Source organism: Hyphomonas sp. (genome assembly GCF_016125515.1).
Classification (GTDB): Bacteria; Pseudomonadota; Alphaproteobacteria; order Caulobacterales; family Hyphomonadaceae; genus Hyphomonas.
In genome coordinates, this window is record NZ_WGLO01000011.1 from 106,108 (window position 1) to 116,424 (window position 10,317).

Sequence of the window (10,317 nt, forward strand, 5' to 3'; positions counted from 1 at the left end):
GCGTTTCTTGCCAAAACCGTCCTACTATGGCGAGAATATTGCATTGACCGGCCAGTTCCAGCCAAGCTTCTGCGAGAAAAGACCCATGTTGGTAAGTGTTGTCCTACCTTGTTTCAACGGGGCCTCCACGCTTGCCGTGATGCTCGATTCACTGGTCGCGCAGACCTATGAGGGCGAATGGGAGCTGGTTTTCGTCAATAACGGCTCAACCGACAATTCCGTCGAGATCGCCCAGAGCTATGCCGACCGGCTGAACCTGCGGGTGGTGCAGGCCTATATCGGCCACGGCCCGCGCGGCTATGTGGGCCATTCCTACAATGTGGGCTTCCGGGCCGCCAAGGGCGACCTGATCCTGGTGGCGGAATCGGACGACGAGGCGGATCCGGACTGGATGCGCCATATGGTGAAGGCGCTTGAAACCTGCGACCTGGCCGCGCCCTGCCTGGAATATGAGCGCCTCAACCCGCCCTCCATGACCTGGGGCAAGGATGGCGGCATGCAGGGCCGGGCCGAGGGCCTGCCGACCTATGTCGGCCCCCTGCACCTGCCCTTCGCCGCCGGCAATGCCATCGGCATGACCCGCGCCTGCTATGAGCGCGTCGGCGACCCGACCGACTGGTTGGTGGCGTCCTGGGACGTCGACTATTGTTGGCGCACGCAGCTCGCCGGCATGAAGTTCAACTATGTGCCCGACGCCGTGATGCATTACCGGCTGCGCTCCACCTACAAGGCCCGGTTCACCCAGGCCCGCAACTGGGTGCGCGGCCACGTGAAGCTGCACATCCGCTATGGCATGCGGCCCTGGTGGCGCTACCTCGCGTTCAGCCTGTGGCGGCTGGCCCGCGCCGGCGTGCTGATGGTGTTCGGCCCGATCTTCACCAAGCGCCCGCCGGCCTATTTCGCCTTCGACTGGGGCTCTGCCCTCGGCCAGGTGGAATCCTTCCCGCAGGTGCTGAAAGCGCAGCTGGAAAACGCCAAGCCCGACGAGAACATCCTGAATGGGCGCAAGCCGGAAGGTCCGCAGACCTTCATCGCCATTCCGGAAGCTTGACGCGGGCGCCCTGCCCGGCCAGTCCGTAGGGCGATGACACCGCCCTTCACCACAGCCGCCGCCTTGTCCGGGATTCCCGGCATCCGCCATGGATTCTTCGGGCGCCGGGGCGGCGTTTCCGGCGGGATCTACGACAGCCTGAACTCGGGCGAAGGCTCCGGCGACGCGCCGCGCAACATTGCCGAGAACCGGGCGCGGATTTCCGGGGCGATGGGCGCGCGCTGGCTGCTCTCCTGCTACCAGGTGCATTCGCCGGATGTGGTGCGCGTGACCGCGCCGTGGGACGAACGCCCGAAGGCGGACGCGATGGTGACCGACCGGCCGGAGCTGGGCCTCTGCATCCTTTCGGCAGACTGTACGCCGGTGTTGTTTGCAGACCCGCAAGCGCAGGTCATCGGCGCCGCGCATGCCGGATGGAAAGGCGCCCATGCGGGCGTGCTGCAGCGCACGCTGGATGCCATGCAAGCGCTGGGCGCCGAGCGCACGCGCATCCGGGCCGCCATCGGCCCGACGATCCAGCAGGCCAGCTATGAGGTGGGCCCGGAATTCCGCGACAGTTTCCTTAGCCTCGACGGGGCAAGCGAAGACCTGTTCGTGACCGGCAAGGGCGACCGGTTCCATTTCGATCTGCCGGGCTTCTGCGGACGCCAGCTGAACGCCGCCGGGATAGGCCAGGTGGAAAATCTTGGCCTCGATACCTGCGCACTGGAGGAAATCTATTTCTCCAACCGCCGCCGCAACCTGCGCGGAGAGGCAGATTATGGCCGGAACGCCTCAGTGATCGTGATTTCCGGTTAAACTCACCGAATCCAGTTTTCCGTGGCTTGCGACTCGCAGCCGCCTGTTACAAAAGCGTCGCGAGCCGGGCAGCAGAGGGTCGACGCGACATGAAACTTATTTCCTGCAACGCGAACAGGCCGCTTTCCGAAGCCATCGCCGACTATCTGGACATGCGGCTGACGCGGTCCGAGGTCAAAACCTTCGCCGACCAGGAAATCTTCGTGCGCATCGACGAGAACGTGCGCGGCGAGGATGTGTTCGTCATCCAGTCGACCTCCTACCCCGCCAACGACAACCTGATGCAACTGCTGATCATGATGGACGCGCTGCGGCGCGCCTCGGCCCGGCGCATCACGGCGGTGATCCCCTATTTCGGCTATGCCCGGCAGGATCGCAAAACCGATGGCCGCACGCCGATTTCAGCCAAACTGGTGGCGAACCTGATTTCCGCCTCCGGCGCTGACCGCGTGCTGACGGTCGACCTGCATGCCGGGCAGATCCAGGGCTTCTTCGATATCCCGACCGACAACCTGTTCGGCGGCCCTGTGATGATCGACGACATCAAGGAACGCTTCGGCAAGGACAAGATCGTGATGGTTTCGCCCGACGTCGGCGGCGTGGTGCGCGCCCGGGCGCTGGCCAACAAGCTAAACGCGGACCTTGCCATTGTCGACAAGCGCCGCCCAGAAGCGGGCAAGTCCGAAGTGATGAACATCATCGGCGATGTCAGCGGCAAGGCCTGCATCATGCTCGACGATATCTGCGACTCCGGTGGCACGCTGGCGAATGCCGCTGCGGCGCTGAAGGATCAGGGCGCGGTGTCCGTGTCGGCTTATGTCACGCACGGCGTGCTGTCGGGCAATGCCGTGCAGCGGATTGAGAAATCGGTACTGGACGAGCTGGTGATGACCGACACGATCCAACCGTCGGAAGCGGCGCAGAAATCCAATAAGATCCGTGTGCTGCCGATGTCGCCCCTGCTGGGCGAGGCCATCCGCAGGATCGCCAACGAGGAAAGCGTGTCGAAACTGTTCGACCGCTAGGCTACCGCCCCCTCGATGAAAAAGCCCCGCATGGCGCGACCATGCGGGGCTTTTCTTTTCGGGTCTTGGCCTAGCGCGGCGCCAAAGGGGGCGGCTGGGTGCTGCCTGCCGGCTCAGGCGGCGGCGCGGCCGGTGCGCCGACACCCGGCGTGGGCGCGGCTTGCGGAACCGGCGCGGCGGGCGCAACCGCAGGCGTGGACGGCGCCGGAACGACCGGTGCGAGCGGAGCTGCACCGGGCATCACGCGCAGCGTATCGGCGAGCACAAGCCCCTCCTCCGCCTGCGGATCAACCGGGACGCCGTCGCGGATCACCTCAAAGTGCAGGTGCGGGCCGGTCGCCTTGCCGGTCTGGCCAATCGCGCCGAGGGTTGCGCCCGGGTTCACGGTATCGCCCGGCTTCACGTTCATCGACTCCAGCCGTCCAAAACGCAGCGTTGTGTTGCCGGAGGCGACTTCAACGAGATTGCCGAAGCTTTCGGTGAACTCCGCGCGCGTGACGGTTCCGGCAGCAGGCGCGTAAACCGCCTTGCCCTCTTCTTCGGCGAGATCGACGCCGCCATGCAGCTTCTGCTCGCCGGTGATCGGGTGGATGCGTAGGCCGAAACTGCTCGTGAGTTTGGCCTTGTCGAGCACGGCATGGCTGTAGACCAGGCCGGACACCGGCAACGCCGAGGCGCCCTTGATCATCATACCCTGCGCGAAGGCTACGGGCGCGGCGAGCGCCAGCGCAGCGGCAACGGCAAGACCCATGCGGCGCGGGTGGCGGGGCGTTTCGGACAGCAGTTCGGTAAGGCGCATCTTGAGGTTTCCTTCTTTCTTGAGCACCAGGGCGGCGACGGGGAGCATTGGAACGGGGCGAGCGAGCTGCGCGGCGCGGGTAAGCGCGCGGGCATAGGCTATCCGGTCACCGGTGAAGTTGGCGGCCACTTCATCGACCACGACCTCGCGCCAGTAATCTAGCCGTTCACGGATCATCCAGGCGAAGGGCGAGAACCAGAACAGGTCCGCCATGGCGCGTTCGAGGGGGCGGGCCAACAGGTCGCCGCGCTGCTGGTGGACCATTTCATGGACGATGACCTGCTGGGCGTGGTGCGTGTTGATGAGGGCGGCCGGGACGAAGACGGCGGGGCGCAGGATGCCAGCAAGGAAAGGCGCACCATTGGGGATGACACAGACATCGGGAACGCGCGCGAGACCGAGTGCGTCGGCCCAATGCGAGACCGGCCGGTCGACCCTCAGGGCGCGCGCCTTGAGCCGTTGCAGGCGCAGCTGGCTGATCGCCCAGAGGCCCAGCCGGAACACCCAGCCGGCCACGAGGATCGCGGCAAGCAGGGTCGCAAGGTCCGGCAGGAACGACGCGGCGGCGGGGACCGGTTCAGCGCCGGCATCCGGCTGGATGAAGAGCGGCTCGAGCATCACCGTATCGGGCAGCGGCCCGGCAGCGAGCGGCGCAAGGCCGGGCGCCACGAGCGCGGCGGCGAAGGGCGCGGGCATCAGCGCCGCCGCAGCCCGCCAAATGGCCTGCGCCTGACGCGGCGACGGACCGAGGCGGCACACAAGGTGCGCGCCCAGCCAGACGGCCGCGCTCCAGGCGAGCGTGAGGAGCACGAGACCGGCGGGGCTCATGGCACGTCTCCCTTGCGGTCTTCAGCGGCATTAATGATGGCGTCGAGCTCGGCGAGTTCGGCGTCAGACAGGTGCGGACTTTCGGCGAAGAGCGCCGCCGGGAGCGGGCCATCCATGTCGAGGATGTGGCGCGCCAGATGGCGCACGAGGCCGCCGAGCGTGGCGGTACGGTCGAGGGCGGCCGCGTAGACTGCGACGCCGTGCACCTCGGCGCGGCTGACCCAGCCCTTCTCTTCCATCCGGGCGATGACCGTGCGTGTGGTGGAGGCTTTCCACCCCTGCCCCGGCCCGACCGCGTCATGAACCTCACGCGCACTTTGCGGACCACTGGTCCACAAATGCTTCAGGACGGCCAGTTCGGACGCGTTGGGTTGGGACATGCGCAAGTCTCCGCTATATCTATAGCGGAGTTGCTACATTTGTAGCGCACTTGAGTCAAGCGTCGCGGTTCAAGCGACCGCGCGAGCGAGGGCGCAATGGGACCAGAGCTCGGACAGGGCGCTCACCAGGTCTTCAATGTCCTGATCGGAATGGACCGGCGACGGCGTGATGCGCAGCCGCTCGGTGCCCTTTGGAACGGTCGGGTAGTTGATGGGCTGGACATAGATGCCATGGCGTTCCATCAGCCAGTCCGAGAGCATCTTGCACTTGACCGGATCGCCGACCATGACCGGTACGATATGGCTGGGGTTCTCGAGGGTCGGAATGCCGATCTGACGCAGCCGAACACGGACCTTTTCGACGCGGTCGCGCTGGCGCTTACGCTCCCAGTCCGACACTTTCAGGTGCTGGATCGAGGCACGGGCGCCGGCTGCGATATGCGGCGGAAGCGCCGTGGTGAAGATGAAGCCCGAGGCAAAGCTGCGCACGAAATCGACCAGCGCCTTGGACGCGGCGATATAGCCGCCCACGACGCCGAAAGCCTTTCCAAGCGTGCCTTCGATCACTGTGAGGCGGTCCATCAGACCTTCGCGCTCAGCGATACCCCCGCCGCGCGGCCCATAGAGGCCGACCGCATGAACTTCGTCGAGATAGGTCATCGCGCCGCACTCATCGGCAATATCGCAGAACGCTTCGATGGGTGCGATGTCGCCATCCATCGAATAGACCGATTCAAAGGCGATGAGTTTGGGCGCCGCCGGATCGAGTGATTCGATCTTGCGGCGCAGGTCCTCAGGGTCGTTGTGGCGGAACACGACGCACTTGGCGCGGCTGTGGCGGATGCCTTCAATCATGGAGGCGTGATTGAGCGCGTCCGACAGGATGATCAGCCCCGGGATCTTTGCACCGAGCGTGCCGAGGGCCGCCCAGTTGGACACATAGCCCGACGTAAACAGCAGCGCCGCTTCCTTGTTGTGGAGGTCGGCGAGTTCCTGCTCCAGCAGGACGTGATAGTGGTTGGTTCCGGAGATGTTGCGTGTGCCGCCGGCGCCTGCACCGCATTGGTCCATCACCTCATGCATCGCCGCGAGCACGTCAGGATGCTGGCCCATGCCCAGATAATCGTTCGAACACCAGACTTTCACATTCTGGACGCCGGAGGGGCCATGGAATGCCGCTTTCGGGAAGGCCCCTTTCTCACGCTCTATATCGGCGAAGACACGGTAATTGCCCTCTGCCTTGAGTTTCGCGAGTTCGTCTTCGAAGTAGGATTCGAAATTCATCTTGTAGGCCCTCCAGTCAGTCCATTTTTTGTTGGGTTGTTGCAGTCCGGACGGGCTTCATTGCCCAGCCCCAAAGAGACGGATCGCGAACGGGCAGCACGAGCACCCAATGCTCGATGACGGCCAGGATGGCGATGGCGGTGAGGAGAAGGAAGCCGGCGAAGGCATGGCTTCCGGGTGCATGGCTGAACGCGGTGAGTGCGAGCAGAGCCGAGACGGTGGTGATGGCGATCAGCGCGGCGGCAAACAGGCTGCCGGGCGCGCGCCGCGAGAAATAGGTTTTCATGTAATCGAGGTGGCGCGGCATGAATTGGTCGACCAGATTCGGCGCCCCGGTGAAGACAACCAGCTTCGCGCTGATGCGCATGCCCCAGAGGATCAGGAAGGTCCACAAGGCGAACTGGTTGGCCGCGCCCCAGCTGAGCCAAACAAGGATTGCTGCGTGCGCGATGATAGCGAGTTCATGGTGAAGCACAGCCGCAAGGCCGGCGCGGAAGCGCGGCCAACCGGCCAGACCATCCGGACACGGACTGCGCGATGGGCCGGTGATGAAGCCCGTCAGGAACATCACTTCGTGCCAGGCCCAGAGCGCGAGCCCTGTGGCGAAGCCTGCATAGGCCGCCGGGACGCTGGTTTCGCCGCGCAAGCTGACAAGCATCACTGTGGCGCCAACGAGCACGAAAGTCGCGCCCAGCGCCGTCCACTTGAACGTCGCGCGCGGACGGCCGATGAGCCAGAATATTGCCCCCGTGCTCAGCCACCAGGTGAGCGCTGCAAAGACGATGGGGGCGGCGTAAGCGGTCATTCGGCGGGTCTTTCCTTCCCTACCAGGCCGGCTGGAGCCGGACCTTGGCTGGCAATTTGTTCTTCCGCACGGGGAGGAAGTACAGCTGCAGGAAGGCGAGGCCGTTGGACAGGACAAGCGCCTTTTTGCGCAGCCAGGAGAGCGGATCCTTGCCCTGGATCGCTTCCATCTTGTCGGTGTTCTGACGGATCCGCTCCAGACCCGTGCGGAAGGCGGGGGCGCTGATTTCAAGCTCGACCGGATAGACCTGACGGGCGATCTCGTTGGTCACGCGGAAGACTTCATAGTCGTAATCTGTCGGATCGACGCCGAGCGCCGCGTGGAAGGCCGGACGACGATGGTCGCGCACATACATCGTGGCATAGACCGCCAGCAGGAAGAAGCGGATCCAGTACTTGTTGCCGCCTTCAAGCAGGTGCGGATTTGCACGCAGGATCATGGCGAAAGCCTCGCCGTGCCGGAACTCGTCATTGCACCACTGTTCGAACCATTTGAAGATCGGATGGAAGCGGAACTCGGGGTGTTTTTCGAGCTGACGGAAGATCGTGATGTAGCGGGCGTAGCCGATCTTCTCGGACAGGTAGACTGAGTACCAGATGTATTTGGGCTTGAAGAAGGTATACTTCTTCTTGCGTGTCAGAAATCCGAGATCGACGCCGATCCCGAAATCCTTCAGCACGAAGTTGATGAAGCCGGCATGGCGGGCTTCGTCGCGCGCCATCAGGCGGAACAGAGCCTTCATATCCGGGTTTTCGACCTGCCGCGTGATCTCGCGGTAAAGCACGCAGCCCGAAAATTCGGACGTCAGCGAGCTGACGAGAAAATCCACGAACTCCGTGCGCAGCTCCGGCGACAACTTGCCGAGAATGTTGTCGAATTCGGCGGTGCGTTTGAAGTGGTTGCGATTGGGATCCGACTCCATTTCGGCGATCAGCGTATCCCACTCATCCCGCACACCGGAAACATCGACCTTGTCGACCTCGGCGAAATCCGTCGTGTAGAAACGCGGCGAGAGCATCGTCTCCTGCATGGCGATCTGGTTCGTGTCGAAGGCCGGCGGCGCTTCGAGTACGCGCATTTCTTCGTCCGTGAGCGTTGCAATCGTCATGGCTCAGATCCTTCCATCCGTAAAACTCACTTCGTAGAGTTCGGTGAGTTCAAACATCGACTGAAGACGCACGAGCGCCTTCTCGAAAATGTTCGCGCGCGTCACAGTCGCTTCCCGGCGCAGCACAAGGCTTCGGCCGAAGGGAACGCTGACCGGCGCGCCATGGACGAGCACCTTGTCACCGATGCCGGGCTTGATGCCGCCATCGAGCTCGACATGCGCTTCAAGCGATTCGTAGGTGTGCTCGACACGGATGGTGCATGGAATGGTGAAACAGCGCGCGGTCATTGTGCGGCCCCTTTGGCGTCTTCGAACAGGTTGGCAAACTGGCCGGCATTGTCGCCGCCGAAGGCATCGAGGCTGACCCATTCGCCGGTAGCCGGATCCTCGAGGATCAGTTTGTCATTGGCGGTGCGATGCAGGATGAAGGCGGGTTCCGCGCCGATGCCCATGCCTTTGCGTGTGACAGCAAGAGAGCGCATCGATGTGCGCACGAATCCGCCGGTTTCCGGCGCCCAGGCATGCACAATGGCGCCCGTGTCCGGTGAGCGCGCGATGACGCTTCCGTCTGCGCCGTCTTCGAAGACCAGCGGAAGGGCCGCGACGGAGAGCGAGCGCCAGTCGGTCACGTGCCCTGCCCCACTGAGCCGGGTTGCCCCGACGCCGATCACCGCGAGAAGGATCAGCGCGCCGCACGCCATCAGCAAGCCGCGCGGCGGATGCAGATCGTGGCTGTGTGCCGGGTTCGGAATAGGCGCGTGGGTCATGACAGGCTTCCTCAGGAGGCTCGGGCTGCGAGACCGGGCGATGGAACAGCCGCCGGCGCCGGCTTCGGCTGAGGCGCAAGGGCGACCCGTGCTGGTGCGTGCGCGGAGATGGCCGAGGCAAGCGTGCGGGCAACCGACTGAACGCTGGACAGGCCGCGCAGCATCGGCTGCGGCCGGCTGAACTTCATCGGGCGCACATGTGGCCAGAGCTTGATGAAGCCGAGCCCTCCGGTCGAATTCAGCGCCAGGACGATATCGCCTTTGCCTTGTCCGTAGCTGCGCAGGTCTGCCGAAACGATCTGCTCGAAGGGCAAGTTGACGTATTTCCGGATGGCGACGCCGTAGCGCATCACAATCCGCTTGCTGGTGATCGAGTAGACCGTCGAACGGGCCATCAACCAGGCGACGAGGCCGATGAGGCCGACACCTGCCGCGGCGCCGAGGCCCGAATTGAGCGCAACCCGTGTCATCTCGGTCGTGGAGGCGCCCGCGGTTTCCAGATTGGCGAGCCGCCAGGTCGTAGCGAGCAGGAAATAGACCAGCACGAACCGGATGTGGAAGGCGTGGATCACAAAGGCGAGCGGCCCGGGGCTTCCCTGCCAGAGAAGCTGTTCGCCCTCCGGCAGTGACTGGGGCAAGCCCCGCACGGGCTCGCCCCCGCCCTCTTCTTCGTCGTGGAGCTTGATCACAGCCAGGGCTCCTGACGCTGCGGCGTGGCGTAGAGCGTGCCGCCGCCATAATAGCCGCTGATCATGTCTTCCTCGAGCCGCGTGACACGATCCGGCGACTTGGTGCGCGGAACGCCGGCAAAATGGGACGCCTTGATGGCGTCCACTTCGACCCGCTTGCGGGTTCTGGAGACATTAGAGAACGGAACCGGCAGAAGCACGTGCTCGCCGGTGCCTTCGAGCTTGACTTCGAGATAGCGGATGATTGCCTCGGACCGGTCGACCCAGAGGTCTGTCACCGTGCCGGCCACCATCCGGTCCAGCCCGACAACCGGCAATCCGCGCGGATCGAGGTCTTTCTCTGAAACGGTATAGTCCGGGTGAAGACGATAAGGCGCGATCCGGTCGGTGCCATCCCAGTTCAGGTCCGGCACATCATCGCGCATCGCGTAGGAGGCTGGACCAACGCCGTCTTTCATCGGATCACCGCTTGGAACGAAGGGCGAGCCGGCCCAGGGCGCCGTGCGATTGAGGGCATGCTCGCGCGTATCGGCCTTGCCATACGTCATCTCGATCGTGCCGCGGCCGTTCGGCAGGTTGTAGGATTTCTTCGGCGGGAAGAAGACGAGCGCCGGCGCTTCCGTGCGTCCGCTCGGATCCTCCTCAAGGGGGTATCCCTCCCGCATTCCTTCGCGCTGCAGGTAATAGATCAGCCAAAGGAAGAAGATGGTGAACGCCCAAAGGCAAACGTCCACGAGGTCTACTCCGTTGACGAACTCTCCACTGAAAATCATGACCGTTCTC

General features: G+C 64.0%; 12 protein-coding genes. 3 read left to right on the forward strand and 9 right to left on the reverse strand.

Going from position 1 to position 10,317, the window contains the following annotated elements:
- Positions 1 to 85: 85 nt before the first annotated feature.
- From GC148_RS10785 to GC148_RS10795, 3 genes are all read left to right on the forward strand, one after another.
- On the forward strand, positions 86 to 1,051 hold the full coding sequence (locus GC148_RS10785) for a glycosyltransferase (RefSeq protein ID WP_291070814.1): 966 nt from the start codon (positions 86 to 88) through the stop codon (positions 1,049 to 1,051).
- Between the two features lie 33 nt (positions 1,052 to 1,084).
- A complete protein-coding gene (gene pgeF / locus GC148_RS10790) occupies positions 1,085 to 1,849 on the forward strand; it encodes a peptidoglycan editing factor PgeF (protein WP_291070757.1) in 765 nt (254 codons plus the stop codon).
- An 89-nt stretch (positions 1,850 to 1,938) separates the two neighbouring features.
- Positions 1,939 to 2,874 carry a ribose-phosphate pyrophosphokinase gene (locus GC148_RS10795; protein WP_291070758.1) on the forward strand — a complete coding sequence of 312 codons (936 nt, stop codon included), beginning with the start codon at positions 1,939 to 1,941 and terminating at the stop codon, positions 2,872 to 2,874.
- 70 nt (positions 2,875 to 2,944) lie between these two features.
- Here GC148_RS10795 and GC148_RS10800 read toward each other — a convergent pair whose 3' ends face one another.
- The 9 genes from GC148_RS10800 to puhA form a co-directional block, all read right to left on the reverse strand.
- Positions 2,945 to 4,501, reverse strand: coding sequence for a M23/M56 family metallopeptidase (locus GC148_RS10800; RefSeq protein WP_291070759.1), 1,557 nt, complete (start codon positions 4,499 to 4,501; stop codon positions 2,945 to 2,947).
- Positions 4,498 to 4,881 carry a BlaI/MecI/CopY family transcriptional regulator gene (locus tag GC148_RS10805; protein ID WP_291070760.1) on the reverse strand — a complete coding sequence of 128 codons (384 nt, stop codon included), beginning with the start codon at positions 4,879 to 4,881 and terminating at the stop codon, positions 4,498 to 4,500. The genes GC148_RS10800 and GC148_RS10805 overlap by 4 nt, the downstream gene beginning before the upstream one ends.
- A gap of 69 nt (positions 4,882 to 4,950) precedes the next feature.
- Positions 4,951 to 6,165, reverse strand: coding sequence for a 5-aminolevulinate synthase (gene hemA / locus GC148_RS10810; protein WP_291070761.1), 1,215 nt, complete (start codon positions 6,163 to 6,165; stop codon positions 4,951 to 4,953).
- Positions 6,166 to 6,181: 16 nt separating this feature from the next.
- Positions 6,182 to 6,970 (reverse strand): putative photosynthetic complex assembly protein PuhE, encoded by a 789-nt coding sequence (gene puhE, locus GC148_RS10815; RefSeq protein ID WP_291070762.1) that lies wholly within the window; start codon positions 6,968 to 6,970, stop codon positions 6,182 to 6,184.
- Positions 6,971 to 6,989: 19 nt separating this feature from the next.
- Entirely contained in the window at positions 6,990 to 8,048 is a 1,059-nt protein-coding gene (gene acsF, locus GC148_RS10820; RefSeq protein WP_366063689.1) for a magnesium-protoporphyrin IX monomethyl ester (oxidative) cyclase, read from the reverse strand.
- 33 nt (positions 8,049 to 8,081) lie between these two features.
- Positions 8,082 to 8,366: a hypothetical protein gene (locus GC148_RS10825; RefSeq protein ID WP_291070764.1), complete on the reverse strand. Its 285-nt coding sequence runs from the start codon at positions 8,364 to 8,366 to the stop codon at positions 8,082 to 8,084.
- Positions 8,363 to 8,845, reverse strand: a complete 483-nt coding sequence (gene puhC, locus GC148_RS10830; RefSeq protein ID WP_291070765.1) for a photosynthetic complex assembly protein PuhC — start codon at positions 8,843 to 8,845, stop codon at positions 8,363 to 8,365. The genes GC148_RS10825 and puhC overlap by 4 nt, the downstream gene beginning before the upstream one ends.
- A gap of 11 nt (positions 8,846 to 8,856) precedes the next feature.
- Positions 8,857 to 9,534 carry a photosynthetic complex putative assembly protein PuhB gene (gene puhB / locus GC148_RS10835; protein WP_291070766.1) on the reverse strand — a complete coding sequence of 226 codons (678 nt, stop codon included), beginning with the start codon at positions 9,532 to 9,534 and terminating at the stop codon, positions 8,857 to 8,859.
- Positions 9,531 to 10,307 (reverse strand): photosynthetic reaction center subunit H, encoded by a 777-nt coding sequence (gene puhA, locus GC148_RS10840; protein ID WP_291070767.1) that lies wholly within the window; start codon positions 10,305 to 10,307, stop codon positions 9,531 to 9,533. The genes puhB and puhA overlap by 4 nt, the downstream gene beginning before the upstream one ends.
- Between the last annotated feature and the right edge of the window lie 10 nt (positions 10,308 to 10,317).

Excerpts from the sequence above, each read along its gene's own strand:
- hemA (WP_291070761.1), bottom strand. The coding sequence starts at position 6,165 with ATGAATTTCGAATCCTACTTCGAAGACGAACTCGCGAAACTCAAGGCA.
- GC148_RS10825 (WP_291070764.1), bottom strand. The coding sequence starts at position 8,366 with ATGACCGCGCGCTGTTTCACCATTCCATGCACCATCCGTGTCGAGCAC.
- GC148_RS10800 (WP_291070759.1), bottom strand. The coding sequence starts at position 4,501 with ATGAGCCCCGCCGGTCTCGTGCTCCTCACGCTCGCCTGGAGCGCGGCC.
- puhC (WP_291070765.1), bottom strand. The coding sequence starts at position 8,845 with ATGACCCACGCGCCTATTCCGAACCCGGCACACAGCCACGATCTGCAT.
- GC148_RS10785 (WP_291070814.1), top strand. The coding sequence starts at position 86 with ATGTTGGTAAGTGTTGTCCTACCTTGTTTCAACGGGGCCTCCACGCTT.
- GC148_RS10805 (WP_291070760.1), bottom strand. The coding sequence starts at position 4,881 with ATGTCCCAACCCAACGCGTCCGAACTGGCCGTCCTGAAGCATTTGTGG.
- puhA (WP_291070767.1), bottom strand. The coding sequence starts at position 10,307 with ATGATTTTCAGTGGAGAGTTCGTCAACGGAGTAGACCTCGTGGACGTT.
- GC148_RS10795 (WP_291070758.1), top strand. The coding sequence starts at position 1,939 with ATGAAACTTATTTCCTGCAACGCGAACAGGCCGCTTTCCGAAGCCATC.
- puhE (WP_291070762.1), bottom strand. The coding sequence starts at position 6,970 with ATGACCGCTTACGCCGCCCCCATCGTCTTTGCAGCGCTCACCTGGTGG.
- pgeF (WP_291070757.1), top strand. The coding sequence starts at position 1,085 with ATGACACCGCCCTTCACCACAGCCGCCGCCTTGTCCGGGATTCCCGGC.
- acsF (WP_366063689.1), bottom strand. The coding sequence starts at position 8,048 with ATGCGCGTACTCGAAGCGCCGCCGGCCTTCGACACGAACCAGATCGCC.